Source organism: Rhizobium sp. Rhizsp82, from assembly GCF_047325115.1.
In the GTDB taxonomy this organism is placed as follows: Bacteria; Pseudomonadota; Alphaproteobacteria; order Rhizobiales; family Rhizobiaceae; genus Rhizobium.
In genome coordinates this window covers 454,090-473,770 of record NZ_CP168569.1, presented here as the reverse complement: position 1 = coordinate 473,770, position 19,681 = coordinate 454,090, and the positions used below count along the sequence as shown (strand labels likewise).

Here is a 19,681-nt window from a genome sequence, read left to right as displayed (position 1 = left end):
TAAAACATAAAATGCAGCTTTTACGACAGGAGGCCCGCATGACGATAAAGCTGACGGAGATTAACCCGGCCGAGTGTTACCGCATTCTGGAAGGTGAGCGCTTCGGGCATCTAGGCTGCTGCAAGGATGGCCAGCCCTATGTGGCAGCGATCTATTTCGCCTTCTCGAAAGGGAAGGCCTACAGTTTCACAATGCCGGGAAAGAAACTGGAATGGATGCGTTCCAACGACAAGGTTTGCCTGCATGTTGAGCATCGAGGATCAGGGAGTGACTGGATAAGTGTTGTGGCCGAGGGCCGCTTTGAGGAGCTTCCCGATACTGAAGCCTGGCAGGGTGAGAGGCTGCATGCCTGGTCACTCCTGCAGAAACACTCGGATTGGTGGGAAATCGGCGCTATGAAACCCTATGAGATGCCGATCATCGGAAAATCACCTCACGTCTTCTACGGCATCGCGGTGACGGCAGTTTCCGGAAGGAGTGCCAGCAAGCTGGACTAAATCCGTCAGCTGGAGCAGGTCAAGATCCGCCCAAGCTCACGTTCCCGGGCGCAGGACGAGAACCGAGCAGGGTGCGCGTTGTATCACGTGATCGACGACCGAACCAAATATGTGTTCGAGCACGTCATCGCGATGAGCGCCGATGACGACGAGGTCCGCACCGACGTCTTTTGCGACTGAAACGATTACGTCAGAAGGATGGCCCGCGCGAACGCGGATGAATGCCTGTTGACCCGCTTCGTGCAGGAGTTCGGTTAACCTGTTTTCGGTATCAGCGATAACACCGACAGCCCATCCGTCGGGCGAACGAACGGACGAGGAGGGTAGACCTTCGACCGCATGGACGAGATATAGGTTCCCGTTCGGGGCAAGCATCTGATGGCCTGCTTCGATGAGTTTTTCCATTCGGGCTCTGGAGCCGCGCCCTATTGCGCAGACGATACTTTTGAACATTCAGAATATATCCTTTCCTGACAGGCCAACGAACTCTGTTGTGAGCCCATCTTCATGCGCTTCCTTTAAAAGCCGATCAGCGCTCATGACATCGAGACAGATACTGCCATTGAACGACAATCTGAGCGGGCAACAGAAACGGTCCCTCACCCATGTCATGCCATGCAGCGTCACCGCACTCACTTCCCAGCGCTCCTCATCAAGACGATCGAGAACCAGATCTGGGACCGGCTGATGCGCCATACACCTTTTACAGCCACCATCCGTCAGTGGCGAGTGTGCCAATCCGCGATCGTTCATGTCAGGGTCCTCCACTGGACTTGAGTTTTTCGTGATCCCACGTCGCGCCTTGTCCGTCGTCCATCATACCGGTCAGACTCATACTGCCTTTGCGCTTCGTCAATGCGACGGGGCTAAACGGAGGTTCATCATGAATACACTTCGATAAGCTGGAAGGACGAAGATATGTCGGCGAGAGCCATGGTGATGGCGCTGATCTGCATCGCATGCGCGCCTCTGCGTTCAGAAGCGGGATCAGCCTTGACGCCGATGTTGAAGCGCGTGATGCCCGCGGTTGTGAGCATCGCAGTACAAGGCAAGGAAATCGACAACACAGATGCAACCTTGGCCGACCCCTTTTATCGAAAGTTCTTCGGCTTGCCCGATGACGCCCCTGGAAACGGCTTTCAGTCGGCGGGCTCGGGCGTGATCATCGACGCGGCCCGCGGCTATATCGTGACAAACCAGCACGTGGTGGAGAGCGCTGAGAAAATTGGAATCACGCTCTGGGATGGGCGCCACCTCGATGCGGACGTCGTCGGTTCAGACCCGGAGATTGATATCGCAGTCGTTCGCATCACTGCTGACCGACTTGTTCAGGCTGAATTCGGTAGTGCATCTTCTCTGCAGATCGGCGACACAGTCGTGGCAATTGGAAATCCCTTCGGCCTTGGCGAGACGGCCACGATGGGTATCGTCAGCGCGCTTGGTCGTCGGGCCTCGGGGTCGGAAGGCTACGAAGGCTACATCCAGACTGATGCCTCGACGAACCCGGGCAACTCCGGTGGCCCGCTCGTCGATGAGTACGGCCGGGTTGTCGGGCTCAATAGCGCAATAATTGGTCCGGCCGGGGGCAGTATCGGAATAGGCTTCGCCGTTCCCGCAGAAACAGTAGCAACCGTGATGCGACAGCTTATCGAGAGCGGAAAGATTGTCCGAGGCGAAGTCGGTCTTGTTACCCAGGACCTGACAGAAGATCTCGCAAAGGCATTCGGCGTGACATCTGGTCCTGGAGCGCTGATCAGCGAGGTGATATCTCATTCACCGGCCGCAGCTGCCGGCCTTCAGCCAGGTGACGTGATCAGGGCGGTCGATGGCAGATCGGTGCGCGATGGTTTTGACGTTCGCAGACTGGTCGGATCGATGCAGATGGGCAGCCGTCCGGCCTTCAAGATAGACCGGGCCGGAAGGACGCTTGAATTCTTTCCGACCGTTTCGGCAGCTGAACCCCAATCCGAGCCTGATGTATCGCTTAGCATAGATCGGGGACCTCTCGCAGGCGTCGAGGTTCAGGGCGCGGAAGGTTCAATCAAGGTCATCTCGGTACCGGAAGGATCTGTCGCGGCCGCCGCAGGTCTCCAGCCCGACGACTTGATAGTTGCGCTTAACCAGGTCGAAATGGCCGGCCTAAGGCAGCTCACAACCTTCTTGCAGAGCGAGCGATCCCGAGTGCTGGTTACCATCAAACGGAGTGGCCATCGTCGCTTTGTAGCAGCTGACTTGCGGACGCAGTAGTTTCCGGCCTAGCGATTTCGATGGACAGAAATTGCCATTGACGGGGATCAAGGACTGCTGGACGCCGCATGACAGAATGCAATGTCTTAAACCGAAGGAGGTTGTCATGAACGACATTCAGCTGAGAAAGAACATTCTAGACGAACTGGAATTCGAGCCCAGTATCGACGCGGCCGACATCGGCGTCACGGCCGACAACGGTATAGTGACATTGTCCGGCCATGTTCGAACCTATGCCGAGAAGGAAGCCGCAGAAAAGGTCGTACGGCGTGTCAGGGGCGTGCGCGGCATTGCCGCCGAAATCGCGGTCCGAATTTTCGGAGCAAAGGAAACTGACGATGACGACATCGCTCGCAGAGCCGTCAAAATGCTTGATTGGAACGTTTCCGTTCCGAAGGACGCCGTACAGGTTCGGGTATTGAAGGGCTGGGTGACGCTCCGCGGCAAGGTCGAGTGGCAGTATCAGAAGAACGCGGCCTTCGATGCAGTGCGCGACCTAGCCGGGGTTGTCGGGGTCTCGAACCTTGTCGAGCTGACACCGAAGCTCAGTGCGGTCGATGTCAAGAAGCGCATCGAGGATGCTTTCGAGCGCGATGCTGAAGTTGAAGCCCAGGCGGTTAAAGTGGACGTGCAGGGCGGGAAGGTCACGCTTTCTGGAAGGGTCAAGACCTGGTCGCAGCGGCGCGCAGCAGAACGAGCCGCCTGGTCAGCGCCCGGGATCAGCACTCTCAACGACAATCTGACGGTAGGCTGAGCTGCCAGTGGGAAAGGGCGGGGGTGTCGCTCGGCTCCCGCCGGCAATTGTCGCCGACGCCTGTTTCGGTCCTGGCCGCCGTTCAAGCTTACATCGCAACAAAGGCATGAGAATAGTTGGGTCAGGGAATCTTGGCGAATGCTGGGCCGGAGATTTCATCGAAGCAACGGCTATCCTGACATCTCGTTGGAGTACCTGTCGGCCTGGCGGTCCAGCAAAGAGCGGATCCGAATAGTCATCTCCGACGCCGTATAAGGCTTTTTGAGCCACTCGGCTCCTGCTTCAGTCGTCCTTTCGGCGACGTGCGGCTCAGAAAAGCCCGAGGTTAGCAGGATCTTGATCTCGGGCCACTGCTCGCGAACCTTGCGCCAGAGTTGGTCGCTACTCATCCCAGACATAGCAACGTCGGTGAACACGAGGGATATGTCGTTGGCGTTCTCCAATACCTGCAGCGCTTCAATGACATTGCATGTTTCAATCACCTTATAGCCCAGCGCTAGTAGCCGATTAAGTGTGACCCGCCGCACCCGCTCATCGTTTTCAACGACAAGTATGGTCTCGGTGCCTCGAATGAGTTCCGGCTGGCGCAGGTGGGCACGAGCATGCTGGGGCCGGTCGACAGCCCGCGGCAAGAACAAATGGACTGTCGTTCCCTTGTTAGGCTCGCTGTATAGCTGGAGGTGTCCAGACGACTGCTTTGCAAACCCGTAGACCATGCTCAGTCCCAGGCCGGTTCCCGATCCGGTCGGTTTAGTCGTAAAGAACGGCTCGAAAGCATGTTCGAGGACGTCCGATGTCATGCCGTAACCCGTATCCGTAACGGAGATTAAAACATAGCCGCCCGCTTTTACGGATGGATACATACTAGCATAATCGGTATCGATCTCGACGCCGGAGATCTCGATGACGAGATGTCCACCGTCTGGCATTGCATCGCGCGCGTTGATCGCCAAGTTCAACACCGCGCTTTGCAGTTGCGCCTTGTCGGCTATGGCGCTAAGTTTTTCAGCAGGCACGATCGTTCGTAGCTCGATCTCGTCTCCGACTGCCTGATGCACGCGTTCGGAAAAGTCGCTCAGCAGAGATTTGATGTCGATCACCTTTGGTGCCAGTGGTTGTCGCCTGCCAAAGGCGAGGAGTTGCGCGGTAAGCCTCGCGCCGTCGTCGGCGGCAGACTGCGCCTCTCGAAGCAGCGCAAGTTGACCCGGCTCCCGGAGGCGCTCTTCCAACATTTCCAGATTGCCGCTGATGACCGCCAGGAGATTGTTGAAATCGTGAGCAAGGCCTCCAGTCAACTGTCCGACGGCCTCCATTTTCTGGGCCTGCCGCAGTTCATCTTCGATACGATTGCGGCTCGATAGATCCCGGCGACGACGCGGCCATAGCCTATAACGCGTCGCAATCCCGTGCGAAAATAGGCATCGAGGTACTGGTCGTGAGCATCTCTATCGGGCGGTGGCATCAGGACGGAGACGTTCGAGCCGACGATCTCGCTCGCAGCATAGCCGAACACCTGTTCGGCAGCCGTACTAAACGAAATAATCGCTCCCTTGTCGTCGATTACGATCATTGCATCGGGCACGGACGCAAGGATCGATTGAAGATGCGCCTGCCTCTCGCATAACTCGTCCTGGACCTGCTGCATGTGCGTGACATCACTGTCTGCCTGGACGAACCGCGCTTGAGGATCGTCCAGGTCAAAAACAGTCCAACGTGTCACAATCGAAAGTCGGGTGCTGTCCTTTCGCCGGTTTATGACCTGTCCAGCCCACGCACCAGTATTTCGCACCTCGCTGCGCAGGGCCTCCAAGCCAATAGGGAATTCGGTTTGAAGCAGATCGTGAACGACCTGTCCCGACGCCTCACGTGCCGTCCAGCCGTAGAGCCGCTCACTGCCCATCGTCCATCGTCTGACCACGCCGTCGAACCCATGGACAATCAGATTGGCGCTGTCGAACATGCGAACAATCTTGTCCAGATCCGTTTCACTAGAAGCGCCTTCCGGCATAGCGTCTCTCCCGAGCGTCCTCGTCATCATCATCTGGCTCTTCATCGGCGGCACGCGCGAGAGCCGCTCGGCTGGCGACCTTGAATTGGTGCCTGTCGGCTGGCAACAGTACCCCCTTGCTCACGAGCCTCGTGAGCGTCCTCGACACCGTCTCTATGGTCATTCCCAGATGGTCGGCAATGTCGGCGCGAACCATGGGCAAGGCAAGAACGCCGCCGTCTCTGCCACCAGCCAGCTCGACCCGCTGCAGCAGGAAAGTGCACAGGCGTTGCTCCGCATTCTTGTGCGAAAGAAGAAGCATGTGATCCTGTGCGGCGGTGATTTCGTCGCGCAGATGCGACAGCAGTTGAACGCGAAATTCCGGCACGAGTTGCAGTTCTTCCTCAAGCAGACGCTTGCCGATGCGACTGAACGTGAGATCGTCGATAGCTTCAGCACTGAAGAGGTACTTGTTTCTGAATGACAGGCCGATCAAGTCGCCGGCTGCAAGGAAGCCCGTTATGATTCTGCGGCCGTCGGGCAGGAGCCGGCAGACACGAACGTTACCCGAGGCAATACGGAAAACCGATTTTGCGACATCGCCCTCGAAAAACAGTGTAGCGCCGGCCCTCGCTATTTCGGTCGGCTGCCTGAGAAAAAGCGGTGCGAAATCTGCCGCACCTTTCGATTGGAAATACGGGACTGGCGTACCGTGTGATAGCGCTAGCATGTCGTGGCTCCCAATGATTGGATTGGGAGGATTTGAGCGAATCTTGGTGACATCAGAATGCGCCACGCGTATAAATTAGTGCGATTTTGTAATATTTCGTAATAGCGAAGACTATTCGGATGGCAAACGGGGCCGACAAGCGCACTCGGATGCTCGTTGTAGACGACGATCCGAGAATACGAAACCTGCTCGCGCAGTATTTCGGCGGGGAGGGTTTCGATGTCGACACCGTTTCCGGAAGCTCTCAGATGCGCGAGAGCCTCGCTGTCTCTCCCTTCGATGTCATTCTGCTCGACCTTGTTCTACCGGGCGATACCGATGGTCTGCAGCTGGCGAGGGAGATACGCACCAGATCCGACGTGCCGATCATTATGCTTTCCGGACGTGACGACGTCATGGATCGAGTGGTCGGGCTGGAAATGGGCGCTGACGACTACATCGGGAAGCCCTTTCACCTCCGAGAGGTCCTCGCCCGGGTAAAGACTGTTCTAAGGCGTCGCGAACCCTTCGTCAGCAGCGAGCGATCGAAGACCGCCCCTCTGATCTTCGATGGATGGACGCTCGACGTCGATCGGAGAACTCTGCGAAACCCCGCGGGTATCGAGGTCCCCCTGTCGACGGGGGAATTTGAAATGCTTCACGTATTCCTCACTCACGCCGGCAGAGTCCTGTCGCGCGACCGTTTGATGGATCTTACGCGAGGTCGATCGCGCGACGGGTTTGACAGAACGATCGATGCCTTGATCGTTCGGATCCGCCGCAAGATCGAAATCGATCCAGCACAACCCAAATTGATAAAATCAGTTCGCGGGGTCGGATATGTCTTCACAGCAAAGCCGGTAACGGTTTCTGATCGACCCGTATCATGAGACCATGGTCCCAGCGGGAAAATCTCACCTCATCGTCCAGTTCGGCGCGATTTTTGGGAAGCACGTTCCAGATTCTGATGTAGTCGCATCCGGCTGACCGACGTCGCAACGACCGAAAAATCGCGTCTGCGATCGCGTCGTCATCTACCGCGCTGCCCACTATGAACATTGGCACGTCCAGCAGCCTGCCTGCGATCGCATGGGTTCCGATTCGATAGGTGGCGAGTCCCCGGACATAGCCAGCTCGATCTTCAAGCACGAGAATCGACCATCGACTTATATCCCTTACAAGCTGGGCCCACTGAGCCGGTGGAAAATCCGGCACAAGAATCTGCACCAGACCGAAGGCCTGGAATGCCAGCTGTTCATCCATTTTCCCGACGCGGTATGCCGAGGTCATTCGGCGATACTCCCCTTATACCGCGCCACTTTCGCACACCGCCACTAAGCTGCATTTGTTCTCGATCAAGCAAGGCGTTGTTCGAGCGATTTGGTAAATCGCTCTCGCAGTTGACGTTCGTCAAGGACCAGCAATGGGGCAGGTATTTGAATGTGTCGTCGCCGCCGTAAGGGCGGAGCTAACGGATGGAGATAGAAGATGGCAGACACAGCAACGAAGCTAGCCGTGAAGACCGAGGCCAAAGCGCCGGTCCCGACCGATCGTTGGTGGCCCCTCGATGGTCTACGCGCAGAAATTGATCGCGTGTTCAGTGATTTCGGCAGCCCTTCGATTTTGGATCGAGCGTTCGCACGTGTGCCGAGCGCCTTCGGCCGTGGCGTTCCGGCCATCGATCTTGTCGAGACGGACAAAGCTTTCGAACTCTCGGCCGAACTTCCTGGGGTAGAGCCGAAGAACCTCGATGTCACGCTCGCAGACGGCGTCCTCACCATCAAGGGCGAGAAGAGCGAGGAGAGACAGGACAAAGAAAAGGACTACTACGTGTCGGAGCGTCGCTTTGGCACCTTCCAAAGGAGCTTGGAACTTCCACGTGGCGTCGACAGCGATCACGTTGAGGCGACATTTGCCAAGGGCGTTCTCAAAATTATCCTGCCGAAGACACCGGAACGTCTGAAAAAGGACAAGAAGATCGAGATCAAGGCTGCCTGAACGGACGCCCGACCGGAGGGGTCTCGCGTCCAAGATGGTGGAGAGGGATGGGGCCTACCTCTCCACCATCCGCGAGATTGCGCGATGGTTGCCTTGAAGCATGAAGCCCAACTCTTCGAACGAGAAGTGCCATGGATCTAGCAATTGAACGATTGGCTCTGGCACTCTCCATCGGCCTGCTCGTAGGCCTCGAACGGGGCTGGAAGGAGCGGGATGCTCCGGAGGGTAGCAGGACCGGCGGGATTCGAACTTTCGGAATTTCCGGCCTGCTTGGCGGTGCAATGGCAGCTCTCTCACGCGAACTATCGTCTCCCCTGCTGCTGGCCTGCAGCTTCATAACCTTCGCGATAATGTTTTGTCTCTTCAGACTGCGCGAAGCAATGGACGACGACGATTACAGCGTTACCTCCGTGATCGCCGCACTCTGCGTCTTCGGCTTCGGCGCTATGGCCGTCGCAGGCAGTCCGACGGCTGCGGCCGCAGGCGGCACGTCCCTGGCAGCCTTGCTGGCGAGCCGGGACTTTCTTCACGCCTTCCTCAAGCGTTTGACGTGGCCGGAGTTGCGATCCGCATTATTGCTTGCCTTTATGACTGCTGTCGTGCTGCCGCTCCTACCGGACAGGGAAATTGGCGGGATCGCGGCGGTGAACCCTTTCCAGGTTTGGCTCTTTACGGTGTTGACGGCCACCATCTCGTTCATCGGCTACATTGCGGTTCGCCTTTTCGGTGAACGGGAGGGCAGGATGATCGCAGCCGCAGCCGGCGCACTCGTGTCCTCGACAGCCGTTACTCTCACCTTGGCCCGGTCGGCAAATGGCTCTTCAGCCGTGAGGCAACTGGTGGGGGCTGCGTGCCTGGCAGCTTCAATCTCGATTGTGCGCGTCCTCTTCCTGGCTGCGGTCATCAGTCCTGCTGTGCTGCCGAAGATCGCGCTGGCGGCGACGACAGGGGTGGTAACCTTTGTCTTTGGGTCTTGGTTCTTCGCCAGATGCTCATCGGAGGTCGCAGACGTTAGTCTCAAGCCTGAAAATCCCTTCGAAGTTCGATCGCTGGCACTTTTCGCTGCGATCTTTGTTGCGACGCTTATGCTGAGCGAGGTTCTGACAGAACGGTTTGGGACCCCGGCCGTTCCTTTCACCTCAGCAATAGCTGGGAGTTTCGACGTGGATGTGGCAGTTTTGACAGCGCTTCGACGAACTCGCCAGATTGGCCCAGATGTCGTCGCCCAGGCTATCCTGAGCGCAATGGCAGCAAACGCCCTGGGCAAGGTTGCATTGGCAGGATTGCTCGCGCCTGCCCGATTTAGCGCCCGCTTTGCCGCTGTCTGCGTGCTTGCCATCACGCTCGGATGCGTCGCCTTCGCTCCGCAGGTTAGTCACCATTGGCTGTAAGAGCGTGCCAGGTCCTGATTGACCTTCGTCAACGCGCGCCGCTGACCATCCCACTATCATTTTTATGACGACGGGGAGTTACCATGGCGTTTCCAATCCTTCACTTCTATGGCGCTGCAGGCTGTGTGACAGGGTCCTGCTTCCTGCTTGAATTGCCATCCGCGCGTGTACTTGTAGACTGTGGATTGTTTCAGGGTGCAAAGTCGGAAAAGGAGCTGAATTACAAGCCGTTCCCGTTTATACCGGCCGAACTTGACGCAGTTGTTCTCACACATGCTCACATCGACCATTCAGGACTCTTGCCAAAGCTTGCAAAGGAAGGATTTTCCGGACCGATCTTCGCAACTGCAGCGACAATCGATCTCTGCGCCATCATGCTGCAAGATTCCGGGCACATACAGGAATCCGAGGTAAAGCAGCTCAACCGACGCAACCGCCGGCGCGGGCGTGGCACCGTTGAGCCCATTTATTCCGCGGACGACGCGCGAAGAATGATGCCGCAGTTTGTCCCAATTCCCTACGGCGAGTGGCGTGAGGTCGCGCTAGACCTTCGGTTTAGAATATGGGATGCCGGGCATTTAATGGGCTCTGGTTCAATCGAGATCGAGTGCATGGGCGTAGAGCAGCTGATCCGACTTTTGTTCTCCGGCGATGTTGGTGCGGCGAACAAACTGTTTGAGACGCGTCCCACCGGCCCCGATCGGGTGGATTACCTGATTTGCGAAAGCACTTACGGCGACCGCGAGCGAGAGCAGTACGCAATGAGCGAGAGAAGGGATCGGCTGAAAGATATCGTTGTCAAGGCCTCGGACCTGGGCGGGGTGCTTCTGATCCCATCCTTCGCCGTTGAGAGAACACAGGAAGTACTGACCGATCTCGTTACGCTCATGGACGAACATGTGGTGGCGCGATGCCCTGTGGTGATAGATTCGCCCCTCGCGTCACGAGCGTCTGAAGCGTTCAAGAGGCATGCGGCAGAGCTTCCCAACGGGTCAGCGTTCATTCGCGCTCTGAACGCATCCAACGTACGGTTCACCGAGAGCGCGGAACAGTCGAAGGCGCTCGATCTCGTGAAGGAATTCCATATCATAATCGCCGCAAGCGGTATGTGCGAAGCAGGCCGGATCCGCCACCGTCTAAAAAATTGGTTGTGGCGACCAGAATGTACGGTTCTGTTCGTCGGCTTCCAGGCCGCCGGAACACTTGGACGAATTATACAGGACGGTGCCAGCACGGTACGCATTCAAGGCGAAGAGATCCATGTCAGCGCTGCAATTCGGACGCTCGACGCCTATAGCGGTCATGCCGACGCCAGCGAGCTCGATGACTGGATTGGCAAACGCGGTGTCAAGAAAGGTCTGTTCCTCGTGCACGGTGAGGACGCTGCGCGAAAGGTGATGTGCGACCGGCTGGCGTCCCGGACGCAAGTAACGACATACTGCCCATCCCTTGACGATTCTTTCGAGCTTTCGCCAACTGGTGCCCGGCTGATCGGTGCCAGCGCTCCCCCGCGCGTCCAGCCGTCAATTCCCGGTCACGCGGATTGGAATAATGACCTCCAGGATTTCGTGCTCGATCTCTCAGACAGATTGAAATCGATTGCACAGGACAAAGGCAGGGCGATCGTCTTGAGGCGGCTGCGCGCCGCTCTCGACGCAGATGAGGTTCCTTTGAGCAAGACGAAGGGAAAAGGCGATGCTGATCACCGAACGTGACTGGAAGCGGGGCGGGGAGCGATTTGCTATTCCAACCATCGGCGAGATACAAGGCAGGCTGGTTGTCTCTGAGGTCGTGGCCCTCGAGTGTCTGGGTGCTTTGCTCGCTTCAAAGCAAGCTGACACGATCCGTAGCGTCAAAAAAGCTGTTTTTGTACAGCTCAAGAAAAGATGCGCGCCGTTTGCGCTGTCGAAAGACGAACAGGAGGCGGCGATGGGCTATGCTCGGGAGCTGTTTGAAGCAGCGCTGGCTGAGGCGCGCACGCCTCTGGCACAGCCACCCGGGAGATCGGCGGATGGATAGATACGCGTTGACCTTCAATGCTGGGTCGTCGAGTTTGAAGCTTGGCCTCTTCAGGCTGGCCGATGGTCGGGGTGTTCGCATCGGTGGGGGTGCCATGAGCTTCGGCGATGGCGAAAATTTCTCGTTCCAGATTCATGATCGAGCCGAGACCGTCAGGTTGTCCGGAGCATCAACCCGCAAGTCTCAGGTTAAGGCGGTCGTCGATCACCTTCTTCCAGATGGCGCGATACCGGTCTTTGCAGGCCATCGCATTGTCCACGGCGGACCGAAATTCGATCAGCCGGTTCAACTTCGCAAGGATGTCCTGGCCTCGATCGAGGCGCTTGCTCCTTTTGCACCAATGCATCTTCCGCCGGCACTCGAAATTGCACGGGCGGTCTGGGAAATCTATCCCGGTCTGCCTCAGACAGCCTCTTTCGATACAGCTTTCCATGCGTCTCAAAGTTCTTTGGCATCGAGGTTTGCAATCCCTCGCGAACTTCATGACGCCGGCGTTAGGCGCTACGGCTTTCATGGGCTGTCATATAAGTACATTGCAGGAGCCCTGCGCAGGCTCGATCCGGATCTTGCAAGCAGTCGGGTTATCTGTGCCCACCTTGGGAGCGGCGCCAGCCTCTGCGGTATGGTCGATGGCGTTAGTATTGACACGAGCATGGGTTTTTCTGCCCTCGACGGAGTTCCGATGGCGACCAGACCGGGGGCGATCGACGCGGGCGCTGTCATCCATCTGCTACGCCACGACTACCGGCATGCCGATGATCTCGAAAATTTCCTCTACCACAAATGCGGACTGCTCGGCGTGTCCGGCAAGAGCGGCGACGTGAAGGTATTGTTGGAGGATTGCCAGCCTGCCTCAAGAGAGGCGGTAGACCTCTTCTGTTTTCGAATAGCGGGTGAAATCGGCAGGCTCGCCGTCTCGATTGGAGGGGTCGACGCGATCGTGTTCACTGCAGGCATTGGGCAGCATCAGCCTGAAATCCGCAGGGGCGTCGCCCGCCATCTTGCATGGATGGGGCTTTCGTTGAGCGAGACCGCCAACAAAGCAAACACGATGGTGGTCAGTGCCCGCGATAGTGATGTTACCGCAATGGTAATAGGCACTGACGAGGAGCAGGTCATCGCTGATGAAGCAGTCAGCATCTTAGCGCAAGCGATTTTGAGAGGAAGCCATGATGAAGAACGAGGTTAAGAAAGACGCGCCAATGGTAGATTTCGAACTTATGGACCGCTACTGGAGGGCAGCGAATTATCTGTCAGTCGGTCAGATCTATCTCATGGATAACCCGTTGCTGCGGGAGCCGTTGCAACCGCGTCACATCAAGCCTCGTCTCCTTGGTCATTGGGGAACGACGCCTGGACTAAACTTCGTCTACGTGCATCTCAACAGGGTCATTAATCTTCGAGATCGGGATGTCCTCTACGTCTGTGGTCCCGGCCATGGGGGACCTGGGATGGTTGCAAACGTTTACCTTGAAGGCACCTACACAGAAGTCTATCCGCAGATCGGCGAGGACGCCGATGGAATGCGCCAGCTCTTCAGACAATTCTCCTTTCCGGGAGGCATTCCCAGCCATGTTGCCCCGGAGACACCCGGTTCGATACATGAAGGTGGAGAACTTGGTTACGCTTTAGTCCACGCGTTCGGAGCTGCATTCGACAATCCCGATCTCGTTGTGGCCTGTGTCGTGGGTGACGGCGAGGCGGAGACCGGCCCCCTTGCCGCGGCCTGGCACTCGACCAAGTTTCTCAATCCGTCACGCGACGGCGCGGTCTTGCCGATACTGCATCTCAATGGCTACAAGATTGCAAACCCGACGATCTTATCGCGAATGAGCGATGATGAGCTGGAGCGCTTGTTCGACGGCCTGGGCTACGAGCCAATCTTCGTCGAAGGAGGTGATCCTGCAAGTATGCATGCGAAGATGGCCGCTGCCCTGGATCGAGCGTTCGATCTGATCGAGGTCTTGCAGCGCCATGGAAGAGAGGCCGATGATCCGGTTGGAGTACCGAGATGGCCGATGATCATCCTGAGAACGCCTAAGGGTTGGACCGGCCCGAAAGAAGTGGATGGCAAGAAGGTCGAGGGCTTCTGGCGTTCACACCAGGTGCCTGTCAACAACTGCAGGGACGATGCTGGCCACCGTCAGATCCTTGAGCAATGGATGCGCAGCTATCGACCGGAAGAGCTGTTTGACGGCGAGGGACGCTTGCTGCCGGAACTGCGCGCTCTCTCACCAAAAGGTGCAAAACGGATGGGGGCGACCCCGTATGGCAATGGCGGAAAGTTGCGCCGCCAGCTGCAGCTGCCGGATTTCCGGGCGTTTGCCGTTGAGGTCGAAGACCGCGGAATGCCGCAGGTCCAGTCGACCGAGGTGCTCGGTCGCTATCTTCGTGAAGTCATGCGGTCGAGCGCAAGGGATCGCAACTTCCGCATCTTCGGGCCAGACGAAACGGAGTCGAACCGCCTGGGCGCAGTGTTCGAAGCGACCACTCGAATTTGGATGCAGGATATTGAAGATTATGACGTGCATCTTGGCCGTGATGGTCGTGTGATGGAGGTGTTGAGCGAGCATCTCTGCCAAGGCTGGCTAGAGGGTTATTTGCTGACCGGGCGACATGGTTTCTTCTCATGTTACGAGGCTTTCATCCACATTGTCGATTCGATGTTCAACCAACACGCAAAGTGGCTGAAAGTCTCTCGTGCAATCGAATGGCGCGAGCCGATTTCATCCTTGAACTATCTGCTGACGTCGCATGTATGGCGCCAGGATCATAATGGCTTTTCTCATCAAGACCCTGGCTTCGTCGATCTCGTAGCCAACAAAAAGCCCGACGTCGTTCGCGTCTACCTACCGCCGGATGCCAATACACTGCTGTGGGTCTCAGATCACTGTCTCAGGACCTATGACCGCATCAACGTTATTGTTGCCGGCAAACAGTCCGAGCCACAATACATGCCAATGGACGAGGCAATCGCTCACTGCGAGGCGGGAGCCGGCATCTGGCACTGGGCAAGCTTTGAGCAGGGGACAATTTCGCCGGACGTCGTCATGGCCTGTGCCGGTGACGTGCCGACCATGGAGACGCTCGCTGCAGTCATGCTGCTGCACGAGGCAATCCCTGATCTGAAAATTCGGACCGTAAACGTGGTCGATCTGCTGGCCCTTCAGGATCCAGAGCAGCACCCTCATGGCCTCCCAGTTTCTCGTTTCGATGCGTTATTTACGCGCGATAAGCCGGTGATTTTTGCCTATCACGGGTATCCCTATCTCATCCATCGACTGACCTACCGACGCACCAATCACAGCAACTTCCATGTCCGCGGCTTCGTGGAGGAGGGAACGACAACGACCCCCTTCGACATGGCCGTGCTGAACCAACTGGACCGCTATCATCTTGCTATTGAAGCCATCGCCCGCGTTCCGGGTCTTGCAGAGCAGGTCCCTCACGTCCTCGTGGCTCTGAAGGCAAAACTCGAAGACCATCACGCTTTCGTTCGGCAATATGGCGAAGACCTGCCGGACATTCAGAACTGGCGGTGGAGGCGGTCGCCATGATGGAGTTCCGGAAATCGCTGCGATGGTCTTTGGCGGTGCAATGCTCCGCAGCCATCAACCAAGTCTTGATAAATAGTCTTCTATACTTGCAACCGGTTTCTTGCCGAGGTCCTTTGCGATTTCGGCCAGGACCAATTGTTTTGTCTTTTCGGGCAGAAGTTCGCGCACCAGGCCCAAGACCCTCGGCGGCGATATAACGACGATGCCAGGTATCTTGTCCTCATCACACCGATGGGCCACATTCGTCGCCACTTGCGACAGGAAACGCCGTTCGGCTTCGGCGTGAAGATCGGCTTCGTCGAACGCTGCCCGGCGTGTTCTTGCGCTAGGCGTTCCGATCTTTCCTGGTCTGTCTGATCCGAGTGAACTCGTGCGTCCGGCACCGTCCGCCAGGTGCTCGACCACGACAAGATTGATTGCGTTCGCATCTCCTTCATTTCGTAGGAGAATTGCGCGACCGCCGTCGCAAACGAGAACCAGAGCACCCTTTGAAATTCGAACGTTTTTCATCGGTTTATCCTCTATAGCTGCCAAACCTCTATTGAAAGTTTGAACTCAATTCAGATGACAGACCTTGTTCCGGATCAAAGAATGGCTGAAAGCTCACCGGTGGGGAGGCGATGAAGCACTGGGGATTTGACCACTGTCAATGAAAGGGTCGCTCTTCTAAGCAAAGCTGGAGCCTCACCGTTCAAGGACGCGAAAATGACCTGGAAGACAATAACGGCTCACATCGACATCGGCTCGGAAGCAGGCCGGCGCGCCGCGTTCGTCTATAGCCTCGCCTCGAACTTTGGTGCTGAGGTTCGGTTCATCACAGCAGCGCAACCAGATTCCGACCTGAATACAAAACCGCAGTCGGGGCTCGGCGAGCAATCCACTATGATGGATCTTCAAGCTATCCAGGAAAAGCAAAGACAACTGAAGGCCAGGGCACAGGAGCACCGGCCCAACTCAGTGGAGTTCAACTGGACGAGCGAGATTGCCAATCCTACCGCTGTGATGCTCAATCGCATCTGCGGATGCGACGTGGCGATTATCTTTCCTCCCGAACCTTGGCAGTCTTTCGACGAAAGACGCACGATCGACGTGGGGCGTTTCCTGGTTTCAGCGGGTCGGCCCGTCTTCCTGCCGAGCGCATTGATGAGACCATGTTCTGGAGAGGTCGTGCTGATCGCCTGGAAAAACACGAAAGAAGCAAGACATGCAGTCAAAGATGCGTTCCCTCTTCTTGTCAAGGCAAGGGATGTCGTCGTGCTTTCCGTCGCTGAGGAGGGTGAAAAGGACGGTTCGGTCGAGGACGTCATCAGATGTCTGATCGCGCACGGCATCCCCGCCAGACTGATGAGCGAATGGCGCCCTACTTTGACCGATGGAGCGACGATCACCACCGTTGCGCGCTCCATAGGCGCTGACGTAATCGTTGCCGGCGCCTATGGCCACGGTCGTATTCGCGAATGGCTATTCGGGGGCGTAACGCGGTGGCTGCTTGAGGATAATTCGTTCAACCGATTGTTTTCCAACTGATCGACCCGCCGGTCCTTCCCGAAGAAGCAGTTGTCCGTTGATCTTTCCATAGCGCGCCTGTGCAGCGATCGAGTGACGTTCAGGCGACGCCGAGATCCATTTTCTGATCACCGTTTTCAGGTCCAGCCGGCACTGCCGGAGCGGCCCAGAAGACGCTTGGAATTCACAATGTACTTGGCAATGGCGGCAGACGCTACACGAGATGATGGGCGATCTGCGCGGCTTGTCAGTATGATCGGGACTTTGGCGCCGAGCACGAGCCCCGCGGCGTCGGCCCCGGCGAGGTAAACGAGTTGTTTGGCGAGCATGTTCCCGGCCTCAAGATCTGGTACCAGCAGAATATCGGCGTGACCCGCAACTGTTGATCTAATCTCTTTGATCCGTGCCGCCTCAACGCTTATTGCATTATCGAGCGCCAGTGGGCCGTCAATCACCGCGCCACGGATCTGGCCGCGCGAAGCCATGACGGTGAGGCAGGCGGCATCGATCGTCGCCGGCATCTCGCTGTTCACAGTCTCTACGGCAGCCAGGACCGCGACCTTGGGCTGGCGGACCCCGAGCGCGTGCAAGAAGTCGACCGCATTCTGGCAGATGTCACGCTTCTGCTCCAGGCCAGGCCTGATGTTGATCGCCGCATCAGTGACGACAAGTAATTTTCGATATGCTGGGATATTCATCACGTATACGTGGCTCATTCGCCTCTCTGTCCTCAGGCGATGGCTTGCCACAACGGCTTGCAACAATTCATCGGTGTGGAGGCTGCCTTTCATGAGAGCGTCGATCGAGCCACTTGCAGCGAGTTCGGCACCGAGATCAGCCGCAGCGTGACTGTGTTCGACGAATTTGATTTGTAACCCTTCAAGACTGACGCCGGCTGCCTTTGCGGCGTCAGTGATCTTCTGTGGTGGGCCGATTAGGACAGGATCCAAAATGCCTGCGGTCGACAAGCCAACGACGGAACTGATCACTTCAGCAGAGCATGGATGCACAATGCCGGTCCGCAGCGGGGGCGAGGCGCGGGCTGCCGCAATAAACCGATCGTAGCGTCCGTGCCGTTTGCTTTGCAATTCAGGTAATCCGAATGTGGTTCTCGACCGCCGAAACTCCGGGTACGGACCACGCTGCGCGCTCGGCGGCTGCGCGTTCGTTCCAGGCGCGAACTCCTCCTTCCAGGACAACTCTGCGATCATGCACCTCGACGGAGATCTTTCCTGCGTCAACCTCAGCGTTGCGCCGCAACGCCGCTTCGATGCGGCCACGCACGTCCGTGACGGTCGGCCCGGGGCGGACAACGATGAGGTTGATGACCCCGCGCACACCTCCAAGCTTCCGGACCGCTTCCTGCGCTGCAGTCTTTTGGAACTGCCAATGAACATCACCGGATAAGGTGACCCAGCCGCCCTCGACTTTGACGTGGATCGGCCCCTCTGGCAGGGCCGTGTTCCAAGTTATGATGTCGAGCGCTCGGGAGGCGATCTGGTCGTCGGCGTGTTGCTTGCGTTCAGGATAACGCACTTCGATGTCCACAGTCACCGCGCGCACACCTTTAACACGCATCGCGACATCCTCGGCTGCGAGTTTTTCGGCGTAAGAAGTCACATGCCCGCTTAAGGTTGCTATACCGTCTTCAACGGACACTCCTATATTTGCAGCGTCGACGCTCGGTTCGAACGCCAGCTCATCGAGCACATCCTGCCGAATTTTCAAATCAGTCATCTCTTCCTCCGTGAACTTGACCAAGGCTGCTTGCCTCATCGTCGAGAATGCACCTGTCCCGGCCCCGTTACATTGCGCTGCGTCAAGGCGAAAGGCGTTGCAGGCGCTGCAAGCGTTTCCAGTCTGAAGGGCGTCAGCCGCGTTTCGGAAAAAGTATCGTATCGAGCCTGCTTCATAGGGCTGGTGCGTGAATATCGGAAAGTTGCAAGCAGCACACATCCTGGTTGACCGGCATCAATGCCCCTTGCCGAAAATCCGCCTTATTAAGGAATTGGCTTTTCCGTTCGTGAAACGGCTAACGCAAAGGAGCCGGGCAAATGACCAACGAGTCAGCGCAAGGGGCACACGACTGGAAGCATCCGGTCTTCGTTCAGGCTGGCATCGAAACTCCGAAAGCCATCCAAAACCCAAAGGCGGCACTGTTATTTCTGTCGAAGAACTGGAGAGGACCAAAAACCCTGCATGCATTCGCGAAGGAGATCTGTGCCGCCGCAATTGCCGGCCATGTCTCCTCGTATGCCGCAAGGGAGGCCTTCGTTCACGCCGTAACTGCTGCTCGCATGACCGTATGCGCGCCAAACCCGCACTCTTTGCCCGAGGAGAACGAAGCTTTAGGGCAACGGATGGGCAAGGCCGCCGAAGATGCGATCCTGGACTGATCTAGGCGAATGTCAGGATGTGCTGAAGCGCGTCCGGGCCGATCACCTGGATAGCCACAACTTTACCCTCCTGTTCATCAATAAAGATCTCCCGGGGATCTCGAATGACGTGCGTCATACCCTCCATCTGAATTTCGAGCAAAGATTGCTTTGGTTCGAAGGTCACTCCGTGCAGATGTCTATGCGATGCGAGCGTCTGGCTACCGATAGTCGCACCAATGACTTCTATTTTATCTGATCCGCGGTGATGGTTCGCGGCAGGTTCTGGAAGAACTCCGGCCACTTCTGCTGCTCTAGCACGGTTGTCGACATTGCAAATCTCCTTCCTTGCTTTGCCGGCTGAACGGACGCGCGGCATTAAGCTTGTTGTGAAACAGCTGGGCCAGTCGCGTCATTGACGAAGGTCAAGTTGCGAGCAGTGCGTCGGTTTCTCACCCGACCAATCCCGCCCCAACGGTAGCAACCGGGTCGGCAAATCGCGACATTTCAACCAAAAGATCGCTTATATACATGAAGCGCTTTGGCCCGATAGCAGTGCGACGAGAGCAACTCTATATCAATTCGCAGGAGGCGTCGGCGCTGGTTGACCTGCAGGAGTTTCAGTCTGTGACGCGGCAGGA

At 57.1% G+C, this 19,681-nt stretch carries 19 protein-coding genes and 2 pseudogenes; 12 read left to right on the top strand and 9 right to left on the bottom strand.

Features of this window, described 5'->3' with window-relative positions:
- Positions 1-38: 38 nt before the first annotated feature.
- Positions 39-497 (top strand): pyridoxamine 5'-phosphate oxidase family protein, encoded by a 459-nt coding sequence (locus ACEN84_RS02370; RefSeq protein WP_112720304.1) that lies wholly within the window; start codon positions 39-41, stop codon positions 495-497.
- Between the two features lie 36 nt (positions 498-533).
- Here ACEN84_RS02370 and ACEN84_RS02365 read toward each other — a convergent pair whose 3' ends face one another.
- Together ACEN84_RS02365 and ACEN84_RS02360 are read right to left on the bottom strand one after the other, a co-directional pair.
- Positions 534-902, bottom strand: a complete 369-nt coding sequence (locus ACEN84_RS02365) for a universal stress protein (RefSeq protein ID WP_413708999.1) — start codon at positions 900-902, stop codon at positions 534-536.
- 48 nt (positions 903-950) lie between these two features.
- A complete protein-coding gene (locus ACEN84_RS02360) occupies positions 951-1,250 on the bottom strand; it encodes a hypothetical protein (RefSeq protein WP_413708998.1) in 300 nt (99 codons plus the stop codon).
- Positions 1,251-1,415: 165 nt separating this feature from the next.
- Between ACEN84_RS02360 and ACEN84_RS02355 the strand changes: the two genes are divergently transcribed.
- Together ACEN84_RS02355 and ACEN84_RS02350 are read left to right on the top strand one after the other, a co-directional pair.
- The gene (locus ACEN84_RS02355; protein WP_413708997.1) at positions 1,416-2,744 is read left to right on the top strand and encodes a trypsin-like peptidase domain-containing protein; all 1,329 of its coding nucleotides are present in this window, start codon (positions 1,416-1,418) and stop codon (positions 2,742-2,744) included.
- A gap of 106 nt (positions 2,745-2,850) precedes the next feature.
- Positions 2,851-3,498 (top strand): BON domain-containing protein, encoded by a 648-nt coding sequence (locus tag ACEN84_RS02350; RefSeq protein ID WP_413708996.1) that lies wholly within the window; start codon positions 2,851-2,853, stop codon positions 3,496-3,498.
- Positions 3,499-3,668: 170 nt separating this feature from the next.
- On the opposite strand, the pseudogene ACEN84_RS02345 reads toward ACEN84_RS02350, so the two are convergent.
- Positions 3,669-5,506, bottom strand: a pseudogene (locus ACEN84_RS02345) (PAS domain S-box protein).
- Positions 5,487-6,215, bottom strand: a complete 729-nt coding sequence (locus tag ACEN84_RS02340; protein ID WP_413708995.1) for a helix-turn-helix domain-containing protein — start codon at positions 6,213-6,215, stop codon at positions 5,487-5,489. The pseudogene ACEN84_RS02345 and the gene ACEN84_RS02340 overlap by 20 nt, the downstream one beginning before the upstream one ends.
- A gap of 119 nt (positions 6,216-6,334) precedes the next feature.
- Here ACEN84_RS02340 and ACEN84_RS02335 point away from each other — a divergent pair, with 119 nt between their 5' ends.
- Positions 6,335-7,084: a response regulator gene (locus ACEN84_RS02335; RefSeq protein ID WP_130284456.1), complete on the top strand. Its 750-nt coding sequence runs from the start codon at positions 6,335-6,337 to the stop codon at positions 7,082-7,084.
- On the opposite strand, the gene ACEN84_RS02330 is transcribed toward ACEN84_RS02335, so the two are convergent.
- Positions 7,041-7,484, bottom strand: coding sequence for a hypothetical protein (locus ACEN84_RS02330; RefSeq protein ID WP_148195196.1), 444 nt, complete (start codon positions 7,482-7,484; stop codon positions 7,041-7,043). The two genes, ACEN84_RS02335 and ACEN84_RS02330, sit on opposite strands and share 44 nt — an antisense overlap.
- Before the next feature lie 198 nt (positions 7,485-7,682).
- On the opposite strand from ACEN84_RS02330, the gene ACEN84_RS02325 reads away from it, so the two are divergent.
- The 6 genes from ACEN84_RS02325 to ACEN84_RS02300 all read left to right on the top strand — a co-directional run bounded on the left by ACEN84_RS02325 (position 7,683) and on the right by ACEN84_RS02300 (position 15,159).
- Positions 7,683-8,192, top strand: a complete 510-nt coding sequence (locus ACEN84_RS02325) for an Hsp20/alpha crystallin family protein (protein ID WP_112720296.1) — start codon at positions 7,683-7,685, stop codon at positions 8,190-8,192.
- A gap of 131 nt (positions 8,193-8,323) precedes the next feature.
- Entirely contained in the window at positions 8,324-9,583 is a 1,260-nt protein-coding gene (locus ACEN84_RS02320) for an MgtC/SapB family protein (RefSeq protein ID WP_413708994.1), read from the top strand.
- 83 nt (positions 9,584-9,666) lie between these two features.
- Positions 9,667-11,298 carry an MBL fold metallo-hydrolase gene (locus ACEN84_RS02315; protein WP_413708993.1) on the top strand — a complete coding sequence of 544 codons (1,632 nt, stop codon included), beginning with the start codon at positions 9,667-9,669 and terminating at the stop codon, positions 11,296-11,298.
- Positions 11,279-11,602, top strand: a complete 324-nt coding sequence (locus ACEN84_RS02310) for a hypothetical protein (protein WP_112720293.1) — start codon at positions 11,279-11,281, stop codon at positions 11,600-11,602. Before ACEN84_RS02315 ends, ACEN84_RS02310 begins: the two co-directional genes overlap by 20 nt.
- Positions 11,595-12,791, top strand: a complete 1,197-nt coding sequence (locus ACEN84_RS02305) for an acetate/propionate family kinase (protein ID WP_413708992.1) — start codon at positions 11,595-11,597, stop codon at positions 12,789-12,791. The genes ACEN84_RS02310 and ACEN84_RS02305 overlap by 8 nt, the downstream gene beginning before the upstream one ends.
- Complete coding sequence (locus ACEN84_RS02300) at positions 12,775-15,159, top strand: phosphoketolase (RefSeq protein WP_413709020.1); 2,385 nt, start codon at positions 12,775-12,777, stop codon at positions 15,157-15,159. The genes ACEN84_RS02305 and ACEN84_RS02300 overlap by 17 nt, the downstream gene beginning before the upstream one ends.
- 54 nt (positions 15,160-15,213) lie before the next feature.
- Here ACEN84_RS02300 and ACEN84_RS02295 read toward each other — a convergent pair whose 3' ends face one another.
- Positions 15,214-15,669 (bottom strand): host attachment protein, encoded by a 456-nt coding sequence (locus tag ACEN84_RS02295; protein WP_130284446.1) that lies wholly within the window; start codon positions 15,667-15,669, stop codon positions 15,214-15,216.
- Between the two features lie 195 nt (positions 15,670-15,864).
- Between ACEN84_RS02295 and ACEN84_RS02290 the strand changes: the two genes are divergently transcribed.
- Complete coding sequence (locus ACEN84_RS02290; RefSeq protein WP_130284444.1) at positions 15,865-16,686, top strand: universal stress protein; 822 nt, start codon at positions 15,865-15,867, stop codon at positions 16,684-16,686.
- Between the two features lie 116 nt (positions 16,687-16,802).
- Here the strand turns inward: ACEN84_RS02290 and ACEN84_RS02285 are convergent.
- A pseudogene (locus ACEN84_RS02285) lies at positions 16,803-17,759 on the bottom strand (bifunctional enoyl-CoA hydratase/phosphate acetyltransferase); the annotation flags it as partial.
- Positions 17,755-18,402: a BON domain-containing protein gene (locus tag ACEN84_RS02280; protein WP_413708991.1), complete on the bottom strand. Its 648-nt coding sequence runs from the start codon at positions 18,400-18,402 to the stop codon at positions 17,755-17,757. The gene ACEN84_RS02280 and the pseudogene ACEN84_RS02285, both read right to left, overlap by 5 nt.
- 317 nt (positions 18,403-18,719) lie before the next feature.
- Here ACEN84_RS02280 and ACEN84_RS02275 point away from each other — a divergent pair, with 317 nt between their 5' ends.
- Positions 18,720-19,061 carry a DUF982 domain-containing protein gene (locus tag ACEN84_RS02275; protein WP_413708990.1) on the top strand — a complete coding sequence of 114 codons (342 nt, stop codon included), beginning with the start codon at positions 18,720-18,722 and terminating at the stop codon, positions 19,059-19,061.
- A 1-nt stretch (position 19,062) separates the two neighbouring features.
- Here ACEN84_RS02275 and ACEN84_RS02270 read toward each other — a convergent pair whose 3' ends face one another.
- Positions 19,063-19,419 carry a DUF5335 family protein gene (locus ACEN84_RS02270; RefSeq protein ID WP_413708989.1) on the bottom strand — a complete coding sequence of 119 codons (357 nt, stop codon included), beginning with the start codon at positions 19,417-19,419 and terminating at the stop codon, positions 19,063-19,065.
- Between the last annotated feature and the right edge of the window lie 262 nt (positions 19,420-19,681).